At 70.8% G+C, this 21,966-nt stretch carries 21 protein-coding genes; 7 read left to right on the top strand and 14 right to left on the bottom strand.

What is annotated here, in order from left to right; all coding sequences use genetic code 11:
* Positions 1 to 124 precede the first annotated feature (124 nt).
* Positions 125 to 3,025 (top strand): GH92 family glycosyl hydrolase, encoded by a 2,901-nt coding sequence (locus tag OP04_RS23975; protein ID WP_033342055.1) that lies wholly within the window; start codon positions 125 to 127, stop codon positions 3,023 to 3,025.
* Positions 3,026 to 3,072: 47 nt separating this feature from the next.
* On the opposite strand, the gene OP04_RS55815 is transcribed toward OP04_RS23975, so the two are convergent.
* The 4 genes from OP04_RS55815 to OP04_RS23960 all read right to left on the bottom strand — a co-directional run bounded on the left by OP04_RS55815 (position 3,073) and on the right by OP04_RS23960 (position 6,990).
* The gene (locus OP04_RS55815) at positions 3,073 to 3,687 is read right to left on the bottom strand and encodes an acyltransferase family protein (RefSeq protein WP_232323715.1); all 615 of its coding nucleotides are present in this window, start codon (positions 3,685 to 3,687) and stop codon (positions 3,073 to 3,075) included.
* Positions 3,681 to 4,154 (bottom strand): acyltransferase family protein, encoded by a 474-nt coding sequence (locus tag OP04_RS55810; RefSeq protein WP_232323714.1) that lies wholly within the window; start codon positions 4,152 to 4,154, stop codon positions 3,681 to 3,683. Before OP04_RS55810 ends, OP04_RS55815 begins: the two co-directional genes overlap by 7 nt.
* Positions 4,155 to 4,243: 89 nt before the next feature.
* Positions 4,244 to 6,235, bottom strand: coding sequence for a sensor histidine kinase (locus OP04_RS23965; protein ID WP_232323713.1), 1,992 nt, complete (start codon positions 6,233 to 6,235; stop codon positions 4,244 to 4,246).
* 26 nt (positions 6,236 to 6,261) lie between these two features.
* On the bottom strand, positions 6,262 to 6,990 hold the full coding sequence (locus OP04_RS23960) for a response regulator transcription factor (protein ID WP_051798817.1): 729 nt from the start codon (positions 6,988 to 6,990) through the stop codon (positions 6,262 to 6,264).
* A gap of 142 nt (positions 6,991 to 7,132) precedes the next feature.
* Here OP04_RS23960 and OP04_RS23955 point away from each other — a divergent pair, with 142 nt between their 5' ends.
* From OP04_RS23955 to OP04_RS54775, 3 genes are read left to right on the top strand one after another with little or no spacing between them, the layout of a single operon-like run.
* Positions 7,133 to 7,378, top strand: a complete 246-nt coding sequence (locus OP04_RS23955; RefSeq protein ID WP_085066712.1) for a helix-turn-helix transcriptional regulator — start codon at positions 7,133 to 7,135, stop codon at positions 7,376 to 7,378.
* Entirely contained in the window at positions 7,362 to 8,075 is a 714-nt protein-coding gene (locus OP04_RS23950) for a type II toxin-antitoxin system HipA family toxin (protein ID WP_085066711.1), read from the top strand. The genes OP04_RS23955 and OP04_RS23950 overlap by 17 nt, the downstream gene beginning before the upstream one ends.
* Positions 7,979 to 8,356, top strand: a complete 378-nt coding sequence (locus OP04_RS54775) for a HipA domain-containing protein (RefSeq protein WP_332309678.1) — start codon at positions 7,979 to 7,981, stop codon at positions 8,354 to 8,356. Before OP04_RS23950 ends, OP04_RS54775 begins: the two co-directional genes overlap by 97 nt.
* Before the next feature lie 22 nt (positions 8,357 to 8,378).
* On the opposite strand, the gene OP04_RS23940 is transcribed toward OP04_RS54775, so the two are convergent.
* Positions 8,379 to 9,197 (bottom strand): enoyl-CoA hydratase/isomerase family protein, encoded by an 819-nt coding sequence (locus OP04_RS23940; protein WP_033342050.1) that lies wholly within the window; start codon positions 9,195 to 9,197, stop codon positions 8,379 to 8,381.
* A gap of 60 nt (positions 9,198 to 9,257) precedes the next feature.
* On the opposite strand from OP04_RS23940, the gene OP04_RS23935 reads away from it, so the two are divergent.
* The gene (locus OP04_RS23935) at positions 9,258 to 9,656 is read left to right on the top strand and encodes a MerR family transcriptional regulator (RefSeq protein ID WP_033342049.1); all 399 of its coding nucleotides are present in this window, start codon (positions 9,258 to 9,260) and stop codon (positions 9,654 to 9,656) included.
* Here OP04_RS23935 and OP04_RS23930 read toward each other — a convergent pair.
* The 6 genes from OP04_RS23930 to OP04_RS23905 form a co-directional block, all read right to left on the bottom strand.
* The gene (locus OP04_RS23930; protein ID WP_033342048.1) at positions 9,644 to 10,111 is read right to left on the bottom strand and encodes a flavin reductase family protein; all 468 of its coding nucleotides are present in this window, start codon (positions 10,109 to 10,111) and stop codon (positions 9,644 to 9,646) included. The two genes, OP04_RS23935 and OP04_RS23930, sit on opposite strands and share 13 nt — an antisense overlap.
* 5 nt (positions 10,112 to 10,116) lie before the next feature.
* Positions 10,117 to 11,253, bottom strand: a complete 1,137-nt coding sequence (locus OP04_RS23925) for an acyl-CoA dehydrogenase family protein (RefSeq protein WP_033342047.1) — start codon at positions 11,251 to 11,253, stop codon at positions 10,117 to 10,119.
* Between the two features lie 220 nt (positions 11,254 to 11,473).
* Entirely contained in the window at positions 11,474 to 12,001 is a 528-nt protein-coding gene (locus OP04_RS23920) for a TetR/AcrR family transcriptional regulator (protein WP_033342046.1), read from the bottom strand.
* Positions 12,002 to 12,010: 9 nt separating this feature from the next.
* Entirely contained in the window at positions 12,011 to 13,030 is a 1,020-nt protein-coding gene (locus OP04_RS23915) for a WxL protein peptidoglycan domain-containing protein (RefSeq protein WP_033342045.1), read from the bottom strand.
* Positions 13,031 to 13,092: 62 nt separating this feature from the next.
* Positions 13,093 to 14,985, bottom strand: coding sequence for a purple acid phosphatase family protein (locus tag OP04_RS23910; RefSeq protein WP_157240246.1), 1,893 nt, complete (start codon positions 14,983 to 14,985; stop codon positions 13,093 to 13,095).
* 123 nt (positions 14,986 to 15,108) lie between these two features.
* Positions 15,109 to 16,290 (bottom strand): HupE/UreJ family protein, encoded by a 1,182-nt coding sequence (locus OP04_RS23905; protein WP_033342043.1) that lies wholly within the window; start codon positions 16,288 to 16,290, stop codon positions 15,109 to 15,111.
* 152 nt (positions 16,291 to 16,442) lie between these two features.
* Between OP04_RS23905 and OP04_RS23900 the strand changes: the two genes are divergently transcribed.
* Together OP04_RS23900 and OP04_RS23895 are read left to right on the top strand one after the other, a co-directional pair.
* Complete coding sequence (locus OP04_RS23900) at positions 16,443 to 17,099, top strand: type 1 periplasmic-binding domain-containing protein (RefSeq protein WP_033342042.1); 657 nt, start codon at positions 16,443 to 16,445, stop codon at positions 17,097 to 17,099.
* Between the two features lie 46 nt (positions 17,100 to 17,145).
* Entirely contained in the window at positions 17,146 to 18,285 is a 1,140-nt protein-coding gene (locus tag OP04_RS23895; protein WP_033342041.1) for a Fic family protein, read from the top strand.
* 4 nt (positions 18,286 to 18,289) lie between these two features.
* Here the strand turns inward: OP04_RS23895 and OP04_RS23890 are convergent, their stop codons facing one another.
* The 3 genes from OP04_RS23890 to OP04_RS50030 all read right to left on the bottom strand — a co-directional run bounded on the left by OP04_RS23890 (position 18,290) and on the right by OP04_RS50030 (position 21,940).
* Positions 18,290 to 18,712, bottom strand: a complete 423-nt coding sequence (locus OP04_RS23890) for an RDD family protein (RefSeq protein ID WP_033342040.1) — start codon at positions 18,710 to 18,712, stop codon at positions 18,290 to 18,292.
* A 96-nt stretch (positions 18,713 to 18,808) separates the two neighbouring features.
* The gene (locus OP04_RS23885; protein ID WP_033342039.1) at positions 18,809 to 21,064 is read right to left on the bottom strand and encodes a rhamnogalacturonan lyase; all 2,256 of its coding nucleotides are present in this window, start codon (positions 21,062 to 21,064) and stop codon (positions 18,809 to 18,811) included.
* A 132-nt stretch (positions 21,065 to 21,196) separates the two neighbouring features.
* Positions 21,197 to 21,940, bottom strand: a complete 744-nt coding sequence (locus tag OP04_RS50030; RefSeq protein WP_051798815.1) for a DUF998 domain-containing protein — start codon at positions 21,938 to 21,940, stop codon at positions 21,197 to 21,199.
* Between the last annotated feature and the right edge of the window lie 26 nt (positions 21,941 to 21,966).

Raw genomic sequence — 21,966 nt, 5'->3', positions numbered from 1 at the left:
GCCGGATGCGCTTACCTGGACGTCGTACCGATGCGTGGTGTTGATCTTTGAGGGGCATCAGTGTTCATCTGTGGGCGTGATACTGCCGGACGCTTCTGGCATTTCCCCGTGAAAGGAACATCGCATGCTCGGGTGGAGTACCCCACGCCGGTGGGCGGCGGCCGCGGTCGCGGCGACCGTTCTGGCGCCGCTGGCCGGGACCGCGGCCATGGCGCAGGCGAAGGCCGTCGCGCCGTTCGACGCGGTCGACCAGTTCATCGGCACCGAGATGGACACGACGCAGAACAAGAGCAATGACGCGTACGGCAATACGTTTCCGGGGGCGGCGCTGCCGTTCGGCATGGTGCAGCCCAGCCCGACGACCTACAAGCCGGGCAACGCGGGCGTGGGCGAGAAGGGCGGGTACGAGTACACGGCCGGCCAGATCCGCGGCTTCGGCCTGACCCGTCACTCAGGAACGGGGTGCACGGGGCGGTTCGGCGGCTACGAGTTCCCGACGATTCCGTACACGGGTGAGCTGCCCGGCGGCGTGCTGCCGTCCAGTCCGGCGGCGGATGTCAAGCCGTACTTCCTGGCGTTCGCGCACGCGGACGAGGTGTCCGAGCCGGGCTACTACAGCGTCAAGACGGCGAACGGGGTGCGCACCGAGCTGACCGCGACCACGCGCACCGCGGTGAGCCGCTTCGCGTTCGCGGGCGACGCCACGCTGATCCTGGACGTGTCCGGGCCGAACAATCGCACGTTCGGCAGCGCGGTCACGATCGATCCGGCGACGCGCACGGTGTCCGGCTGGATGTACGGCACGGACGTCTGCGACAACGGCAACCTCTACCGCGCCTACTTCTCCACCACGTACGACACGAGTTTCGCCTCCTACGGCGTGTGGAAGGACGACGTCCTGAGCGCGGGATCGACCGCCGTGGAGAAGAGCGGCACGGACACCGGCGTCGACTTCCGGCACGACAACGGTGCGTGGGTCACGTTCCCGTCCGGGGCGACCGTGACCGCGAGCACCGGGTTCAGCTACGTGAGCGTGGAGAACGCGGCTGCGAACCGTACCGCCGAGGTGGGTAAGAAGTCTTTCGACGCGATCCGTAAGGACGCGAGGAAGGCGTGGGAGGACGCGCTCGGCACGATCGACGCCAAGGGCGGCACGGACGAGCAGCGCACCACGTTCTACACCGCGCTCTACCACTCGTTCCTGCACCCGAACGTGCGCGAGGACGTCAACGGCCAATACCTGGGGTACGACAGGCAGGTGCACCAGGTCGAGAAGGGCCGGCACTTCTACCTGAACATCAACTTCGCGGGTTCCGGCTGGGACATGTACCGCAGCCAGGCGCAGCTGATCGCGCTGACGTTCCCGAGGGTCGCGGCGGACATCAACCGGTCGATCGTGCTGCTCACCCAGCAGACCGGCGGCTGGGCGCCGGGCGCGTCCCGGATGCAGGGCGACAACCTCCAGGTCATCCTGTCCACACTGGACGACATGGGCATCACGGACTACGACCGGCAGGCCGCGCTGGCGTCGATGGTCGCGACCCAGAAGCTGCCCGCGACCGCGTCCAAGCGCACGGACGCGTACCAGTACTTCGCGACCGGCCTCATCGAGAACCGCAAGGGCGACTTCGCCACGTCCCGCGTGCTGGAGTACTCGATCGACGACTTCGCGATCGCGCAGCAGGCGCTCCGGCTCGGCGACCGGGCGTCCTACGACTTCTTCATGGCCCGCGCGCAGAGCTGGATGAACGTGTTCGACCCGGCCACCGGCCACCTCCGGCCGCGTGAGCGCACCGGCTTCGACCAGAACTTCGACCTGCGGGTACGCGACGACGGCGCCGGCCGCGGCCAGTTCAACCAGTCGACCGGCTACCAGTACGGCTGGCTCGTCCCGCACAACCTCGGCACGCTCGTCGCGGCCCGGGGCGGCGCTGCCGCGTCGGAGGCTCAGCTCGACGTGCTGATGGCACAGCTCGACGCGGGCGCCTACACGCAGACCGGCAACTACCTGTCCAACCAGCCGGCCTTCGGCACGCCGTGGGTCTACAACTGGCTGCGGGCGCCGGCCAAGGGCGTGGACGTGCTCTACCGCGCGGTCACCGAGATGTACGACACGACGCCGTCCGGCCTGCCCGGCAACGACGACCAGGGCGCGCTCAGCGCGTGGCTGGTCTTCGCGCACCTCGGCTTCTACCCGGCGATCTACGGCACCGGCACGCTGGTCCTGCACGCGCCGATGTTCGAGCAGCTGTCCGTGAACCCGATCGGCGGCGGCCACAAGATCGAGGTCCAGGCGCCCGGCGTCTCCACCGGGAACCGCTACGTCAAGGACCTGCGGGTCGACGGCGACCGGCAGACCGCGTCCTGGGTCGGCGCCTCGTTCGTCCGTAACGGTGGCAAGCTGCGCTTCGTCATGTCCGCCACGCCGACCTCGTGGGGCACCGGCGCCGCCGACGTGCCGCCGTCCTACCCGGACGGTATGAACGCCCGCAACAACGTCGGCACCACGCCGGACGGGCAGGGCAACCTGGGCTCGATGGACCTGAGCGACTGGTCGTACTCGCGCACCTCGCTCGCGGCCGTCGGCGCGGCGCCGGGGGCCTCCATCCCGCACGGCGCGCTCACGTTCACCTGGCCGTCCGCCGCCGCGGGCACGCCGGACAACTGGATCCCGCACGGCCAGCGCATCGATCTGACCAACCGATCGGCCTCGGCCGTCTCGTTCCTCGGCCTGGCCACGAACGGCCCGTCGACCGGCACCGCCCAGGTCGTCTACACGGACGGCTCGACCCAGCCGGTCCCGCTGACCTTCGGCGACTGGGCCGGCACGGCGCCGGCCGGCAGCACCGCGCTGCTGACCGTCCCCGGCCGCAACAACGCCAACGGCACCGCCGGCGACGGCACCTTCCGCGTCTTCGCCACCGACCCGGCCACCCTCGACCCGTCCAAGACCGTCGACGCCGTCATCCTGCCCCAGGGCACCGACCGCGGCATCATGCACATCTTCGACGTGACCATCGGCTGACCTCCTCCCGCGGGCGTCCTCCGGCATCGTGCCGGAGGACGCCCTTTTCAGGGAGTCGTCGTCGTAAGTGAGGGGCGCGGCAGGGTGCCGGTGGCGATCAGGCGGCGCAGCGCGGGGGAGAGCGGGCGCTCGACCAGGCGGTGGACCAGCCAGGCGGCCATGAGCAGCACCAGGACGGCGGCCACCACGAGCAGCGGGATCGGCAGCCCGGTGCGGTCGTAGGCGTAGCGGATCATCGTGAAGCCGATGCGCGGGTGCAGCAGGTAGAACGGGTAGGAGACGGCACCGGCGACGGCCAGCCAGCGCCGCCTCCAGCGGTCGGTGGCGCCGAGCGCGATCATCAGCAGGGCACCGTAGGCGAGCGTGATGATCAGCAGGCCGGGCGGGACCGGCACCGGGAAGCCCGGGTTGGCGAACAGCACGCGCTCCCGCACCCGGACCAGGCTGATCGCCCAGGACGCGGCGAGCAGCAGCCACAGCGGCAGGCTCGTCCCGTGCCGGCGGATCAGATAGAGCGTCATGCCGGCGACGAAGTACGGCGCGAACTGCGGCATGACCAACTGCGCAAGCGGCACCTCAGGGGGTACGACGAGGGAGGCGGCCAGCCAGCCGGCGCCGAGCGCCATGACCCGGCCGCGGGTGAGGCCGAACTGGATCACCACGGTAACAGCAGGTAGAAGCGCAGCTCGTACCAGAGCGTCCAGTACACGGTGTCCACATAGGGCACGTTGAGCGGCTCCGCGAGCATGGTCAGGTTGACGGCCACGTCGCTCCCGGTCAGCCCGTGCGGCAGCGGGATGCCCTCGGTCAGCGGGAACAGGGTCATCACGGCCGCGGTGATCAGCACGCAGGCCCAGAACGCGGGGTAGAGCCGGCCGGCCCGGGACGCGAGGAACGCGCGCGGGGTCCGGTCCCAGCCGCTCATGCAGATGACGAAGCCGCTGATCATGAAGAACACCTCGACGCCGAGGAAACCGTAGATCAGCACCGAGTTCACCTCCTGCGGCAGGTGGGTGGCGGTCGGGTGCACGCCGTCCACGGACCAGGCCATGCCGAGGTGGTAGCCGGCCACCACCAGCGCACACAGCAGCCGGAGCCCGTCCAGGGCCAGCAGACGATTCGCAGCCATCGGTCGGCCGCCTCCTGTTCGTCGGGAGCGCAGGGGTCATCGCCGCGAGCGGCGGGGCCGCTGACGGTTCGGTGCGGATGAGAGGGGTGTCAGGCCCCGGCGGGCAGGCGGATGGTGAAGGTGCTGCCGTGGCCGGCGCGGCTGGTCACCGTGACCGTGCCGCCGTGCGCGCCGGCGAGGTCGCGGACGATGGCCAGCCCGAGGCCGCTGCCGCCGGTGCGCCGGCTGCGGGACCGGTCGGCGCGCCAGAAACGCTCGAAGACGTGCGGCAGGTCGTCCTCGTCGATCCCGGGCCCGGCGTCGGCGACCTCGATCACCAGCTCGCGGCCGTCGCTGCCGTCGCCGGCGGTGCCGGTTTCGAGGCGGGACCGGACGGTCACGGTCGTGCCGGGCGGTGAGTGCCGGACCGCGTTGGAGAGCAGATTGCCGACGGCCTGGCGTACCCGCAGCGGATCGAGCACGACCTCCGGATCACCGGCCGTCTCCAGCACGATCGTGACGTCCTCGGCGCGGCTGCGGTGCGCGGTGACGACCTGATCGAGCAGCTCGTCGACGTAGACCAGCTCCGGATGCAGTCGCAGCCGGCCCGCGTCCGCGGCGGCGAGGTCGCGCAGGTCGTCGATGACGTGCTGGAGCAGCTCGGCCTCGTCGGAGAGCAGGTCCAGCAGCTCGGGCCCGGGGTCCGCCACCCCGTCCCGGGCCGCCTGGAGCCAGGCGCGGATCGTGGTCAGCGGCGTGCCGAGCTCGTGCGCGATGTCGTTGACCATCGTCCGGCGCTGCCGCTCCCCGGCCTCCCGGCGGGCGGACAGGTCGTTGAACGCAGTGGTGAGCCGGGCGATCTCGTCCCGGCCCCGGACCGGCACGTGCGAGGCGCCCTGCTCCGCGGCGCGGGTGAGGGCGTGCAACGGCCGGGACATCCGCACCCCGACCAGCAGCGTCACCGCGACCGCGACGGCCAGCACCAGCGCCGAGACGCCGGCGATCCGCAGCGTGCTGGCCTGCGCCAGATCGAAGACCGGTGTGGCGGCGGATGCGGCGTCGTTGATGTAGAGGTACGCGGGCGGTGCGACGTAGGGCCGCAGCTGCTCCCGGCGGGCGGTGTCGAGACATTCCTGCGGCTGCGGCGCGAACCCATCCGGTTCCGCATCTCCGGGATCCGCCGCATGTCCGGGGCTTGCAGGGTCTCCGGGGTTCGCAGGGTCTCCGGGAGAGACCGCGTCTTCGGGTGAAGCCGCATTCTCAGGCGAAGTATCGGCCCCGGGTGAAACAGCGGCCCCGGGCGAGGGCGCCTCTCCAGGGGCGCCCGCGGAGGCGACCGCGCCTTCGGGGGCGGAAGCGCCTTCTGGGGCGTCGTCAGGCGAAGCCGGTGCTTCCGTGGCGGTCCAGGTGAAGCCCAGCCGCACGGTGATGGCCCGTTGCCGGTCGCCGCCCGCCAGACAGGCGTTGGCCAGCGCCGTCAGCTCGTCCAGCGCCCGGCGTTCGGTGACGGTGGCGACGTCCGCGCCGGTCCGGCGCGCGCACTCCGCCAGCTCCGCCGAGACCGCCTCCGACGTACCGACCCGCGGTACCAGCGTCGGCCGCCCGTCGGTAGCGCTGTCCAGCACCGTCTCGACGCCCCGGGCGGTCATGCACGCCTGCGCCGCCGTCATCCTCGCGGAGACGTTCGTCCGTTCCTCGCCGATGAGCCGGTACAGCCCGACCGCCCGCCGGTCGATGCCGGCCGCGTCCGCGCTGTTGGTGAGGTAGCCCTCGGCGTAGAGCGCGTCGAGGAACGCGGACCGCCGGGCCGGCAAGGCCGGCATCGACGGCTCCGAGCTGGCCAGGAACACGCCGTCCGGCCCGGTGAGCGTGATCTGCCGCCCGGTGACCTCCGCCAGCCTGACCAGCAGCGGCCGTACCCCCGCCCAGCTGGTGTTCGTCGCCGCGTAGCCGAGCACCTCGTCGTAGATGCGCGCGTCGTACGCGAGCCCGTGCCCCTGCTCCTGTGCGATCGCCCGCGTGGTGCTCTGCGACGCGAGCCACGCCGTGGCCGTCACCGCACAGAGCATGACCAGCAGCGACAGCCCCAGCAGCCGCGCCACCAGACTCCGATGCACCGGCGTCCGTGTCACTGCGACCCGTCCGGAAGCCGAGCCCCATCGGGAAGCTGTGACCCGTCCGTGAGCCGATAGCCGACGCCGTAGACCGTCAGGAGATAGGCCGGCCGCCGCGGCTCCGGCTCGATTTTGCGACGCAGCCGCATGACGTGCATGTCGACGGTCCGGTCCGTCGCCGCCGCCTCGAACCCGCGCGTCCGCTCCAGCAGCTGCGCCCGGGTGAACACCCGGTCCGGCGCCGCCGCCATCGCGGCCAGGATCTCGAACTCGCCCGGCGTGCAGTCCACCCGCCGCCCGCCGCTGGTCACGTGCCGGTCCCGCACGTCGACCACGATCTCGCCGACCCGCAGCGCCGTCTCCGGCTCGGCCGGCGCCCACGACGTGCGCCGCAGCATCGTGCGCACCCGGGCCATCAGCTCCCGCGGGTTGTACGGCTTCACGAGATAGTCGTCCGCCCCCGCGTCCAGCCCGAGCAGCAGGTCGTCCTCGTCGCGTCGCGCGGTCAGCATCAGCACCGGCACGTTGCTCTCCCGCCGCAGCACCCGGCAGACCTCGATCCCGTTCAGCTGCGGCATCATCACGTCGAGCACGAGCAGATCCGGCTTCTCCCGCCGGACCTGCTCGATCGCGTCCCGCCCGCCGTGCACGACCGTGGCCCGGTATCCGCTCGCCTCCAGATACCGCCTCACCACCTCCGCCTGCCGCGCATCGTCCTCGGCGACCAGCACATGAGCTCGCACGGGAGCGACTATAGGCAGCCGGCCGCAGCCCCCGCCCGATGATGACAATCCCGATACAACCCCCGGTGGCTGTGCGGTTTTTGGCACAACGACCTCCCTTGGTACGGTTGTGGGGAAATCGTCACAACCAGGAGGTGCTGCGATGCGAGCACAGGTACCGGTGCGATCCGGGGCCGGCTTTGGCCTGGCCATCGCGGAGGCACGCGCTGAGCGAGGCCTTACCCAGGTCGCCGCCGCCGAACTGACCGGCGTCGAGCGTACCTACCTGGCCCGCATCGAGGCTGGCGCGACCACTCTGCTGCTGGACCGCGTCATCAAGATCCTGCGCCGTCTCGGCGCCGAGGTGATCGTGCTACTCCCCGAGGAGCCTCATGGCCCGCGTCCGTGAACTAGGCGTTTGGCTGCACACTCAGCGCGTCGCCACACTGCGTGCCCCCAAGATCGGCCGTGTGACGTGCGAATACTCCCCGGAAATCGCGGCGTCGGGTCTTCGGGGCAAGCCATTGCTCTCCTGCTCCCTCCCGGTGCGAAGCGGCCGGCAGGACGCCTGGCCTTTCGCCACCGGCCTTCTGCCGGAGGGGCAGCACCGCAGCGCCATGGCGGGTCTGGCCCGGGTGAGCACGATCGACCTGCTCGGCATGCTGGACCGTTTCGGCCGTGACGTCGCGGGTGCGCTGATCGTCGCGGCCGATCAGCCTGTCGCCCGGGACGCCCGCGCCGTTCCGTACGGTGCGGGAGAACTCGAGACCGCGCTGAGCGAACTGGGCGACCACCCACTGGGTCTCTACGACGATTCGGAACTGTCGCTGGCCGGAATCCAGGACAAGATCCTGCTGGTACGCACGCTGGACGGCGAGTGGGCGCGCCCGGTCCACGGCTACCCGTCAACGCACATTCTCAAGGTCGACGACCGGTTCCACACGGGGCTGGTTCGCGCCGAGCACGCCTGCCTCAGTCTCGCTCGCGCGGTCGGTCTCGGGAAGAGCGGCTGCGTCTGCTCGACCGGGCGACGTTCACCGTGGCGATCGGTGATGCCGACGCGCACGGCAAGAACCTGGCGTTTCTGCACCCGGAGCCGGGTGTGATCACGCTCGCGCCGCTGTACGACACCGTGCCCACGATGGCCTGGCCGAAACTGCGGGCGGAGGCGGCCATGAGCGTAGGCGGCGTCACCCGGCTCCCCGAGGTCGACCGCGCGGCGCTGATCCGCGAGGGCGTGTCCTGGGGGCTGCCGCCGGATGTCGTCGCCGCGCGCATGGACGACGTGCTCGACCGGCTGCGCGCGGTGCTGTCGGCGGACGCCGGCGACGTACCCGCGATGGGGATGGTCAAGGACCGGGTGAAGGCATTGATGGGGAGCTCCTGAACGAAGAAGCTCCCCGCAGGACTCAGTGGACTTCGTCGATCAGGTCCTCCAGGCGCAGTTCGCCCTCGCGGGTCTGGACGCCGGCGTCGAGCAGCCGCTGGGCGCGAATCACCGCGTCGGCCGTGAAGAGGCTGGTCAGGGCCTCGTTCTCGGTGGTGAGGGAGTGGCCGTCGATCGCGGTCTTGGCGGCCTGGATGACGGCGGGGGACAGGGTGGCGATGTGGCGGGCGAGCGTGGTGACGAACGCATCGAGATCAGAAGCAGGTAGTGCGCGATTGATCAGGCCGTAGCGTTCGGCCAGGGCGGGGTCGGCGAGTGCGCCGCCGAGGATCAGCTCGAGGGCGCGGGCGCGGCCGGCCAGCGCGGTCAGGTATTGGGTGCCGCCACCGCCCGGGATGATGCCCATCCGGGTCTCGGGCTGGGCCTGGCCGCCGCGGCCGAGTGCGGCGAAGCGCATGTCGAGCGCCATCAGCAGCTCGTTGCCGCCGCCGCGGGCGAAGCCGGCCAGCTTGCCGATGGTGACCTGCGGGAGGGCGCGGATCTCCTCGTGCAGCGTCTGCATCATGTTCGTGCCGGGCAGCACGTCCGCGTCCGCGTAGGCCGCCAGCCGCGATGGCTCGGTCACGAACCGCATGTCGCCGTGCGCGATGAAGAAGTCCGGGTCCGCGCTCTCGAAGACGATCACCCGCACGGCGGCGTCGTCCCGGACCCGGGCGGCGAACGTGCGCAGCGCGAGGATGAGCGTCTCGTCTAGCAGGTTGAGCGGCGGGTTGTCGATGGTGAGCGTGGCGACGCCGTCGGACACCGCGACGCGTACCCCGGAAAGATCTTGGTAGGTCATGTGATTACGCTAAAACTTCACATCCATGTGAAGTTCAAGCGTGTGTGACCGGAGGCATAGGTGCGGATCGGGGACCTGTCGGCGCGGACCGGCGTGAGCACGCGCTCGCTGCGCTACTACGAGGAGCAGGGGCTGCTGACCAGCGCGCGCAGCGGCGGCGGCCACCGGCACTACACCGAGGACGAGGTGGAGCGCGTCCGTTACATCCAGCGGCTGTTCGCGGCCGGGCTGTCCAGCCAGACGATCGCGGCGCTGCTGCCGTGCGTCGAGTCGCCGAGCCTGGGGAACTCGGAGGCCGCGTTCGCGGTGCTGATCGCGGAGCGGGGCAGGCTGGCCGCGCACATCGACGATCTCGTCCGCACGCTGGCCGCTCTCGACGAGGTCATCGTCTACAACCGCACCGCCCGCCTGCCCGATGATCAAGATCAAGGGCAGGCGGGCGTACGTCAGACGAGCTGACGGAACGCGCTGCCGTGAAAGACCAGCGGCGGCACGTCCTGGCGGTACTCCACGTGCCGCACCGCGAGCAGCGCGATCACGTGGTCGCCCGCGGGCAGCTCCTGATCCAGCACACAGTCGAACCAGGCGGCGGCCCCTTCGATGCGGACCGCCCCGGACGCCGCCCCGGCCCAGTCCACGCCCGTGAACCGGCCCGCCGCGGCCCCGGACAACTGTCGACTCAGCCCGCCGTGCCCGGCCGCGAGCACGCTCACCCCGATCCCGCCGGAGCGGCGCAGCTCGGGCCAGGTGCGCGACGAACGCTGCACCGAGACCGCGATCAGCGGCGGCGCCAGCGACACGGACAGGAACGCGCTGACGGCCATCCCGGTCGGCTCGCCGTCCACCAGCGCGGACAGCGCGGTGACCCCGCTCGGAAAGCGCGCGAACGCCGCGCGCAGCACACCGGCGTCCATCGCGGTCAGACCGGCAGGTACTCGGCGAGGTTCGGCAGCGCGCCGGACACCTCGTACGCGCCGATGAACGCCATCTTCGCGTCCAGCGAGTCGTGCGAGGCGAACGTGCGGGCGTTGCGCCAGAACCGGTCGAACCGGTACCGGTTGGCGGTGCCGCGCGCGCCGGTCAGGTCGTGGATCCGCGCGGTCGCCCGCAGGCCCGCGGTCGTGCTCGCCACCTTCGACCGGAAGCCGCGGACGCCGGCCTCGACCGGGTCCGCGGACTGCGTCTCGATCTCGGTGGCGACGCTGGTCAGCAGCGCCCGCGCGGCGGCCAGGTCGCTGGACATCTCGCCGAGCTGCCGGTGGATCAGCGGGTCCTCCAGCACGCTGGCGAACTTCGGCATGCTGGACCGCGTGACCGTGCGCAGGTAGCCGATGGCGGCCTCGTGCGCACCCTCGCCGAGCCCTTGCAGCAGCGCGCCGTGGGTGAGCAGGACCGCGCTCATCAGGTACGGGTCGATGGCCAGCGGCGGCAGGTGCCAGCCGTCCGGCACGAACACGTCCGTGTACGTGATGGTCTGGCTGTCCGTGCCGCGCTGCCCCATGTTGTCCCAGTCGTGCGCGAGCGTCAGCCCGGGGTCGTCCAGCCGGACCAGCGCCTGGTAGGGCGCGCCGTCGAGCAGCAGCCGCACGTGCAGCAGGTCGCGCCCGCCGCCTCCGCTGTTGGAGTTGAACGCCTTGGTGCCGTTGACGACGATGCCGCCGGGCACCCGGCGCGCGGTGACCGGGCCGCGACCGCCGGCCTCGGAGGCGGAGGACACCAGCCGCCGGCTGTCGTGGATCAGCTCGTCGGCCAGCTGTTTCTTGGTGGCCTGCGGCAGGCCGGACAGGAACAGCTGGCGGGAGACCAGCGCGTTCGCGCTCCAGCACTGCCCGGTCGAGCCGTCGGCCGCGGACAGCGCGACGATGGTGTCGATGACCTCCCGGAGCCCGCCCCACGGGCCGCCGTCCCAGAGCCCGCCGAATTCCACCGGGACGTTCAGCCGGTTCAGCCCGGCCTCGCCGATCAGCCGCATGTTGTCCGCGACATCTGTGCCCTCGGTGTCGGCCCGGAGTCCGTTCTCCGACAGGTGAGGACGCAATGAGCGAAGCGTGGTCATCGAGCCTTTTTCAACGTGGTCCCGGCCCCCGCGCGCCCGTCCCGTCGACTCCGGCGAGGCGTCGACCCGCTCGTCAGGTTGAGAATTGCTCATGGTGTTCTCCAGAATCCGCAGAAAATCCGATGTGCGGCGCGCCGTGGAGAACGCTAACAGCGCAAGAACCGCCTGCTCAGGCCTCGCACGGAAGTGATGAACGAAGGCCCTGCGGTGCATCGGATCGTCAGACGAGCGGCAGCGGACCGGTCCGCGCGGAGAAGCTCTGCAGCATGTACTCGACCAGCCGCCGTGCCGCCGCCGGCGAGGTCGCGGCCACGCTGTCCCCGGCCTGGAGCAGCAGCGTCAGATCGCCCGGCTCGAAGTCGGCCCGCAGCGCGCCGGCCTCCTGCGCCCGCCGGGTCAGCTCCCGGAGGTTCCGCATCGCCGGCGAGTCCGTGTCGAAGCCCGGGATCGGCAGGTCATGGCCGCGCTGCCGCGGGTCGAAGACCCGGTCGACCATGCCGCGCAGGCCGTGCCACGGGTCCGGGTCGGCCAGCGCCTCCTCGGTCAGGCCGGTGCACAGGTCGATCTGCCGCCCGAGCGCGGCCTCGATCAGCGCCTCCCGGGTCGGGAAATGCCGGGAGAGCGTGGCAGTCCCGACCCCGGCCTGCCGGGCGACCGCGCGCAGCGTCACGTCGGTCCCCCTGGCAGCGAACAGCTTCCGGGCGGCATCGAGGATGTGGGCCCGGTTCCGGGCGGCGTCGACTCGCACGCGTCAAAACTACGCGGACGTCTTGGCCAGAGCCTTCTTGACCGCGGCGTCGACCCGGGCGTCCTCGCGGGCCCTGCGGCGCCGGCGCAGCCGCACGGCCAGCACGACCAGGCCGATCAAGACCACGATCAACAGCACGAGCAGCCACGGTACGGCCCAGGCCGTCGCCGTACCCTCGACGGCGTGGAGCATCGATCGGGATCCCGAGGGGTCGACGATCAGCGGCGTCAGCGAGACCGTGCCGGTGATCAGCACGGCGGCGGGCACGTCCGTGACCGGCACGCTCACCGCCCACGTCTCGCCCGGCAGCAGCTCCGGCGGGGCCTGGAGGTCGCCCGCGTCCGACCGCCACCAGCCGAACGGCCCGGCCACAGATGCGGCCTGCGTCGCGGACAGCGTGGTGTTGCCGGTGTTGTGGATCGTGTAGGAGACCGTGGACGCGCCGGGCGCGAACGGGTTGAGCGAGCCGTCGTAGGCCAGCCGCAGATCCTCGATCGCGAGCGACGGCGCGAGCTCGCCGCTGACGCGCAGCGTGATCCGGATGCCGAGCCGGCGCTCCACGTTGACCTGCTGCGTCTGGTCCGGCGAGGTCAGCGACGTGACGATGCCGCCCACGTAGTCGCCCGGCGTCGCGTTCGCCGGCACGGTCAGCGCGAACGGCACGTCCACACTCTTGCCCGGCTCCACGGTGACGGCCGGCGATGCGGCGGTGGTCCACGCGCCGATCCCGGTCTGTGCGACGTCACGATTGCGCAGGTCGAGCGCGCCCTCGCCGGTGGTGAAGCCGTCCGAGGCGTAGACGGTCAGCGTGACCGGCTGCGTGCCCCGGTTCGCGACCACCATGGTGTCCTCGACCGTGGCGCCCGCGTTCACGGCGTAGCTGTAGCTGGACCGGTCCGCGCCGAAGCTGTTCGAGGCGGTCCGCACCGTCCAGGTCACGTCGCCCTCCTCGGCCATGGCGGGCGTGGCCCAGAGGCCGGCCGCGGCGGCGGCCGTGAGCACGGCCAGGACGGTGTTCTTCCACTGCATCGCGAGCGTCCTTAAAGGAAGGTGGGGCAGGCACCGGGCCTGCCCCACCGGAAACGAAACGATCAGCTGCTCAGCGCGGTGATCGTCAGGGTGGTGCGGTACGAGCCCTTGTCGACCTCGCCCGGGATCTTCAGATCCAGGTCGGCGCCGACCTTCGCGGAGCCACGGTCGTGGCCCTGCTGCGCCGACGCCAGGCCGCGGGAGACGGACAGGCCGTCACCGCCGCCGGTGTAGGCGGACGGAGCCACCGGACCGGCGATCGCGCCGGCACCGGCGGTGATCACCTTCGGCGCCCAGCCGAGGTAGGAACCCGAGAACGACTTGTCGCCGTCCACGAAGTCACCCACGCTCGCCGACACCGACCACGGCGCGAGCGACCGGCGGGAGTCCGTCACGAGAATCGGGTTGATGGTGCCCGACGCCGCGAAGTACTCGCCGTTGACCTCCTGCGCCGTGCCGAGGTCCACCAGGCCGTTGTAGCCGTCGATCGTCCAGCCGAACTCGCCGGGCGCGCCGGTCGGCACGTTGACCTGGATCTGCTGGTCGTTGCCGTGGTACGGGTGCACCGTCACGGTGTCGACCAGCGAACCGACCGGAGCGTTCGCCGAGGCGCTGCTCCGCACGGTCTCGACGACCAGCTTGTCGTTGCGCACCTTCACCTTGGTGTAGTTGCGCACGTGCTCCTGGTTCTGCACGGAGTTGTACCAGTAGCTGCCCGGGTTCAGCGGGTCCGGGCCGTTGGTGCCGCCGGCGTCCGGCGTGGTGATGTCGTAGTACTTCGAGCCCGAGGCCGAGTTCGAGGTCACGTAGATGACACCGCCGGGGCCGGGGAACACCTCGGTCGCGCCGGGCTGCTCCGCCGGGTTCTCCTTGGCACCGTTCTTGATCGAGTAGCTGCGCGAGTACGCGTGGTCGTGGCCCTGGAGCACCAGGTCGACACCGAGGTTGGAGAAGGCGGTCGGGAAGTCGTTCCGCCGCACCTTGGCGTCGCCGTCCTTGGCGTGCGCCGCGGGGGAGTAGATGGCGTGGTGGTAGACCAGCACCGTCCACTTCGCCTTGGCACCCTGCTCCTTGATCACCTTGCTGACGTACGCGAGGTGGGCCTCGTCGCCACCGCCACCCTGCGAGGTGGCGTAGGAGTTGCTGTTCAGGTCGATGAACAGCGTGTCCTTGTGGAAGAACCAGTAGTCGCCACCGGAGGTGTTCGACGCCGGGTTCCCGTTCGCGTAGAGCGCGCCCGAGTAGTCCGTGTTCGGGGTGAACATGTGCTGCTCGTAGGCCTTGCTGCCGACATCGTGGTTACCGATGGTGGCCGCCCACGGGTACTGCCGCAGCTGGTCCGGCGTGAGGAACGCCGTCCACTGCGACTCGTTGCCGGCGGTCTCGACCTGGTCGCCGCCGGACACCAGAAGCTCGGCGTCCGGGTTGGCGGCCAGCGACACGTTGACCGTGTCGACCCAGCCCGCGGTGTCGTCGGCCAGGTTGCCGGACGCGCCGATCTGCGGGTCGCCGTAGAACAGGAAGTCGTAGTCGCCCTCGAAGTCCTGCGTCGTGAACGAGTACGTCGGGGACCAGCTCCCCGCCGCGCCGACCCGGTACGAGTACCCGGTCTCCTCGGCCAGGCCGGTGAGGGTCGCGTGCCGGTTGAAGCCGCCGCTGGCCGCGACGTTCGCTCCACCGATCGCCGCGATCGTCGCCGCGTCCGCCGGGAACTCGCCGTCCGTCAGCCGCGCGGTCGGCGCGAGCTGGATGGACTGCGAGGTGTCCGCGGACGAGTACCAGGTCACGATGCGCTGGGTCTCGTTCGCGCCCACCCCGAGGATGATGCCGCTCAGCGTGGCGCTGTCGGCCGCGAACGCGGGAGCCCCGAGTCCACTGCCGAACGCCGCTGCCATGCCCACGAACACCGAAAGTGACCCTGCGGCCGCCCGGCGCGTGGCATTGCTGTTTCTCATCGGCTTGTTCTTCCTCATTTCCAGATGAGATGTGCTGCGTAGAAAAGCGATGATCAACCTGGCGGTACGTGGTGAACCGTTCATGAACCGCACGGGGCGCAACGGTGGCGTACCACGGAAGAGCTAAAGGTCTGTGACGCGCTGCACGAGCCAGACCAGGCCCATCGCGGCCACGCCCGCGGAAATGACACCGGTCGACCACGCTCCGGCACGCGGGGATCGCTTGCGCAGCAGCGCGAGCACGGGGAAAAGGAGCGCGATCCCGGCCAGCTGCACCAGCTCGATACCCACGTTGAACACGAGCAGTGACCACAGCAGAGTCCAGGACCACGCCTCCTGGATGCCGAGCGCGCCCGCGAAACCCAGCCCGTGGATGAGCCCGAAGGCGAAGACGATCGCGATCCGCAGCCATCCGGCCCGGTCCAGGCCGCGCGATCCCGCCTCGAGATCGTCCGCGTGATCACGGCGCCGGGCCAGCCGCACCAGATGCCAGGCCGCGACCACCGCGATCGACGCCGCGATGATCGGCTCGACGATGCTCGCGGGCACGTGCACCAGGCCCAGCGCGGCCAGCAGGAACGTCACCGAGTGCGCCACCGTGAACGCGCTCGCGGCCAGCACGATCTCCCGGAGCCGCCGCGAACCGGCGATCAGCGCCAGCAGGAACAGGATGTGGTCCGGGCCGGACAGCAGATGCTCCGCGCCCAGCGTCAGGAACTCCCACGCCCGCTGCCACCACGCCTGCGCGGTCGAGAACTGCGGCGTCGCCGCGTCCAGCGCGGCGCTGCCGGTCCGGCCGTCCAGCGCGTACGTGACGATCGTCTTGGTGTCCCGGACGTACTCCTCGGACGCCGGGAACAGGCCGCTGCGCACCTCGTGGCTGCCCGCGTCCGGGCAATTCCAGATCAACGGCAGCAGGGTGTACGGCACGCCCTCCCGTTCGCCCATCGTCATCGGCCCGGCCACCGACGACTCGCACGGGCGGCCGTTCGCGGTCACGGCGAAGCGCTCCGTAACGTACCCCGTGATGGTCTGGATGTGGTGGTTGACCGCGGTCGCCTGGGCCGCCGTGTCCCCGGCCTGGAACGCCGCGTCCCCCTCCCGGAACAGGGGATCGTTCTTCAGGTAGTCGGCCGCGGACACGAAGAGCAGGTCGTACTCCAGCTCCAGGTTCGTGCGGACGCCGGCCCCGTCACCGGTCACGTCGACGTAGACGGTCGAGGTGAACCCGTGGGCCTGGGCCGGGGTGGCGCTCAGGACGGCGAACGCCGCGGCGAGGCCGATGGCGGCTGCGCGTTTCAACATCGTGCTCCTTAGGGTGGCCAGAGCACGCTGCACCGCGCAGATTAACAAGATCCAGATCGTGGGCGAACGCTTGACGACAACCCTTCAGTTACCTGCGCCACCGGGGTAGTAAGGAGCCCGCATCTCCGCCCCGCAGCTTTGAGGATCAACCCGTGCGCCTTCGGTTTCTCGCCCTGCTCGCCGTCCTGACGATCGCGGGCTGCGGCACCGGCGACTCCTGGGCGGCCGGACCCCACCCGTCACCGTCCGCGATCGGCGCACTCGGCCCCGGCTTCACCGACCCGTCCGCGCTCCCGACGCCCGGGGGCACGATCACGCCGGTGCCCGGTTCGTGGTCCTCGGTCCGGCCGTCGGCCGGCTACCGCGTCGTGCTGCTGACGGCCGGCTCGGACGAGGCGACCCGCGCGCTGACCGACGCCGTGAACGCGTGGGCCGACGCGGAATCCGTGGACCTGCGCCGGGTCACCGCGGACGAGCATCACGTGGACGGCATCGTCGAGGCGATCAACCTGCGACCCGACCTGATCGTCACGGCCGGGAACGCGCTGGTGGACGCGCTCGCGCTGGTCACGGCCAGCCACCTCGACCAGCAGTTCCTGGTCCTCGGCGCGGAACTCGCCGAACCCACCGGCAACGTCACCGCGGTCGACTGGACCGGGGCGTCGTTCAGGGGCACCGGCCTCGGCGCCGCCTCCCCGTTCGACCCGGCGTCGTTCACCGCGGCCCGGTGCGCCGCCGCGATCCGGGCAGGCGTCGCCGCCGTCCTCAGCGACGTGACGGGCATCGTGGTCTGGCTGGACCGCTTTTAGTTTGAATGTGTTTGACGCAATGATTGCGTCATTCTATGGTGCGAAGGTGCTCTTTCAGACCCCAACACTGACCCAGGCTGACCAGGCTGTCCTGGCCGATATCGAACGGATGCGCGACCGGCTCCGCCACCAGGTGCAGGCCCAGCCGGGCAAGTGGACTGCTGGTCTGCGTAAGTTTCTGACAGCCGACGCGGTGGCGGCTTCCAACACCATCGAAGGTTTCCACGTCAGCACCCAGGACGTGCAGGATCTGATGGACGGCGAGCACGACGTCGACGTCTCCGACGAGAACCGCGAGGAGACGCTCGCCTACCAGCAGATGATGACCTACGTGCAGTCACTGCACGATGTCGCGGATTTCGCCTACAGCAAGGGCCTGCTGAACGCGCTGCACTGGATGCTGCAAGGCCACCGCCACACGCGACGCAAGGTCGCCGGCCAGTGGCGTAGGGGACCGGTCTACGTCACCGCTCCCGGCGACCCGCAGATCGCCGCCTACACCGCCCCGGACGCCGACGAGGTCCCCGGTCTGATGGCCGAGCTGGTCGACTGGCTCAACACCGCCGACGGCACGCACCCGCTGATCCGTGCGGCCATGGCCCACCTGCATCTGGTGTCCATCCACCCCTGGCCGGACGGCAACGGCCGGATGTCCCGCTCGCTGCAGACGCTGATGATCGCTCGGGAGGGCGTGCTCGCGCCTGAGTTCTCGTCGATCGAGGCGTGGCTGGGGCGGCCGCTCAACACCTGGGAGTACTACCGGCAGCTTCAGCGCACCGGCGCCACCTACGAGCCGGAACGCGAGGTCTCCGACTGGATCAGGTTCAACCTGACCGCCTACCACGAGCAGGCGCAGGCGGTGCAGCATCGGCTGGACAGGTCCGCCGCCGTGTGGGAGCTGCTCGAGACGTTCGTCGGCGAGGCCGGGCTGGACGAGCGGGTCCTCACCGCGCTGCACGACGTCGCCGTGGCAGGCCGGGTCCGCCGCGCCCGGTACGAGCAGTCGGAGAACCTTACGCTCCAGCAGGCGCAGCGCGATCTGAAGGGCCTGGCCGCGGCCGGGCTGCTCGTCCCGGTCGGCCGCACGCGGGCCCGCTACTACACCGCGGGCCCGAGCTTTCCCGAGCCGGTGCTGGAACGGGCTCGCGTGCCGTTCACGCTGACCTCGCCGTACGACGGTGCCTAGCGCGTCAGACGCGCACGACCAGCGTCTTCGCGGCCATGTCGCCGAGACGGCGGCGGCGGTCGGAGTTGATGACGATGATGAGGGCCAGGAGGTAGCCGAAGAACGCGTCGATGATGCGCAGCACCGTGCGGATCAGCGCCTTGAGCAGGCCCGGAGCGGCACCGGTCTCCTCGGAGACGACGCGGATGCCGGTGACCATCTTGCCGATGGTGCGGCCGAGGATGCCCTCCAGAATCGTGTAGTAGAGGACCGCGACCACGAACAGCGCGAAGCTGCCGCCGGACGCGAGCGACGTCAGGTCCAGCTCCTTGCGGTCCGGCGAGAGGTTGAGGACCGAGGAGACCACGCCGCCGATGGCGCTCAGCACGAAGCTGTCGATGATGGTGGCGACGATGCGCCGGCCGGTGACCTTGACGTCGTAGTTCACGGTCGTCCTTTCCGAGGATCTTGGTGTCGCGGTGCACGATACCGACACACGGAGACGCCCGCCCGCGGTGAAGCGGGCGGGCGTTCACGACGAGGATCAGCGCAGCGGTACGCGCGCCCAGTCCGTGTCCGAGGCCAGGTAGAAGCCCGGGTAGGACGGCTGGTTGTACGTGGTCTGCTGCCGCGCCACCTCGGCCCGGTACTGCGGGTCGTGCATCAGCGTGTAGAGCTTGTGCCCGGTCACCGACGTGCTCAGACAGATCCGGATCGCGGTGCTGTCCGTGGTCCTGACCAGTAGTTCCTCGCGCCAGTCGCCGAAGATGTCCGCGATCAGGCTCGCGTTGCCCTTGGTGCCGTTGTTGGCGCGGGTGCCGTCCGCGGTGAGCAGCGTGCCACGGGTCCAGTCGTCGATCGTGGGCGTGGCGTCGCCGGCGCCGTTGAGGATCTGCGTGGTCAGGTCCGCGGACCAGCGGATGCTCTGGTTCGTGCCCGGGATCGCGCCGGGCGTGACCTGGCCGGCCGCGGTGTAGAGGCCGAGCGAGTCGGTGCCGCCGGGCAGGCTGGCCCATGCCTCCAGGCCGGGCGACGCGGGCAGCACGTCGCCGACCATGCCGCGCCCGGTGTCCCGGCCGGAGTAGACGCCGAACAGCACCTCGCCGGTCTTCGCGTCCCGCATCGCCATGCCGTAGGGCGCGGACGTGGCACCCTCGTGCACCGTGAAGATCTCCAGGCCGGGACGGTGCGGGTCGATGTCGGTGACGTGCATGGCGTCGCCGTGGCCGAGCCGTGCGACCGTGGTCCCGTCCGGCAGCGTGCCGAACGAGGAGTAGAGCAGGCTGCCGTCGTCGTCGATGGTCGCGGACCCGTAGACGATCTCCTGCCGGCCGTCGCCGTCCACGTCCGCCGCGGACAGCGAGTGGAAGCCCTGCGTGGTCAGCGTCCTGAACTCCGGATCCGTGCCGTCCCGTCCGTGCGGCGAGTCGTTGAACGGGTTCGTCATCGGCGTCCAGCCGCTGTCCACGAACCAGTCCTCGACGAGCTTCCGGCCGTCCCAGCGGTACGCCACGAGCGTGCTGCGCGTGTAGTAGCCGCGGGCGAAGACCGCGGACGGGCGCTTGCCGTCCAGGTAGGCGACGCCGGACAGGAAGCGGTCGACGCGGTTGCCCGGCTCGATCCGCGCCATCGCGTAGTCGCCCCACATGAGCCCGTCGTCGTGGCGCCCCGGCTTGTAGGGGATGGTCTGCAGCTCACGCCCGGTCGCACCCTCGAAGACGGTCAGGTATTCGGGCCCGTCCACGATGAAGCCGGCGAACGCGCGGAGGGCGTTGCGGGTGCTGCGCGCCGGTGCGTAGACGTCGATGAAGTAGTCGACGAGCGCTTCCGCGTCGGCTTGGCTCAGCGGGTACTGATACTGCGGCGCGATGCCGAACGCGGCTTCGAGGGTGGCGGGCCAGCGACCGGCGACCACCTCCGGGTGCGTGCTCCAGCCACGGAACATCGTGACCAGGTGCCGGTAGTAGTCCGCCGCGCTCATCCGGTAGTCGTCGCCGTTGGTGTATCCGGCCTTCACGTCCGCCTTGGGCAGCGTGACGTAGCGTTCCGAGACCACGCGCCCGTCCCGGCCGTACCGGGTGATCTTCGTGCCGGGCGCGGTCTTGAACATCATCTCGGAGCGGCCGTCGCCGTCGAAGTCGTAGACCAGGAACTGCGTGTAGTGCGCGCCGGCCCGGACGTTGACGCCCAGGTCGATGCGGTGCAGCAGGGTTCCGTCCAGTTCGTACGTGTCGACGTAGACGTTGCCGGTGTAGCCGACCTGCGACACGTCCTTCGAGTTCGACGGGTCCCACTTCACGACGTACTCGTACTGCCCGTCGCCGTCCACGTCGCCGACGCTCATGTCGTTCGCCGAGTAGGTGTAGGCCTCGCCCGAGGGTGTCACCCCGTCCGCCGGCTTGCGCAGCGGCAGGTCCAGGTGTCCGTCCGCCCACGCGGTCACGGCCGCGCTGCGGTCCCGCTCCCGGCCCTTGACCACGGCCGCGACCCGATATCTCGCGGTCGTGCTGCCGGTCCGGTCGACGAAGTTCGTGCTGTCGGTGACCGTGGCGATCTTCCGGTTGTCCCGGTAGACCGCGAAGTCGACGCCGGTCAGGCCGGTCGCGGAGTGGCCGGTGGCCTCGTCCTTGAGCAGTCGCCAGCTGAGGAAGACCCCGTCGCCGGTGGAGGCGGCGACCAGTCCCCGGTCGAGGTGTTCGAGTACGGGCCCCTGCCGGGATCCGGCTGAGGCGGGCACGGCGGTGAGGACGACGGCGGCCGCGCAGGCGGCGGCCAGCAGGGATCTACAGCGGGGTCTCATCAGGTCTCCTCGTCGAAGCGCGGGGGCCGGGCGGTTGATGAAACGATTTAATTGCGTGAAGGCTATGAATGGCCTATCGGCTTGTCAAGGTTTCGCCGATGTTTCGCGCCAGCAATGAGGGCAGATGGCTCCCTACCGGACGCGGATCGAGAACGCGACGATGAACGGCCAGATCGCCTGCGCCGCCGCGGCCGCCCGCTCCGCCAGCCCGAGCGCCCCGCCGCCCTGGAGTGTCACGCCGAACCAGCCGACGAGCCCGAGCAGGACGACACCGGCGACGATCGAGACCGGCGGTCGCAGCACGGCCGGCATGCCGTTCGCGTCGCCCGTCTCGGCGGTCGGCGCGACCGTCTCACCCGGCAGCCGGTGGGCATCGGCCCGGCCTGCCGACCGCGCGGACGGCGCAGGGGACCCGGCCCGTGCGGATGGCGTGCGGGATCCGGCCTGTGCGGATGGTGCGGGGGATCCGGCCTGTGCGGATGGCGTGCGGGAAGCGGCCCGTGGCCGGGCGATCAGCGGCCACGCGGCCAGCGCCAGGAACGCGATCGTGGCGACCGTGGTGTGCGCGGCGGAGCTGCCCTGCTCCGGCAGTGGGAACGCGGCCACCAGGATCGTCGCGAGCCCGCCGAGCGCGATCAGCAGCCGTCCGGGGCGGGCCGCGTCCGTGAGCCCGTAGGCGGTGACCAGGTGTGCCAGCCCGGTCCCGGCCAGCGCCACCGTCATGATCGCCCGGTCCGTCGCGCCGATCGCGGCCAGATCGCTGATCGCGTCGCGCATCGGGTCGAACGCGGCCGGCTGGCGGGACTCCGCCACCAGCCACCCGCCGATCAGCAACATCGGGGCGGCGGCGGAGGAGTACAGCGTGAAGGTGCGCATGGGGGTCCTTGCCGGGGCGGTCGCGC

It is taken from the genome of Catenuloplanes japonicus, from assembly GCF_000717135.1.
In the GTDB taxonomy this organism is placed as follows: domain Bacteria; phylum Actinomycetota; class Actinomycetes; order Mycobacteriales; family Micromonosporaceae; genus Catenuloplanes; species Catenuloplanes japonicus.
This window is presented reverse-complemented; position numbering and strand designations above follow the sequence as displayed.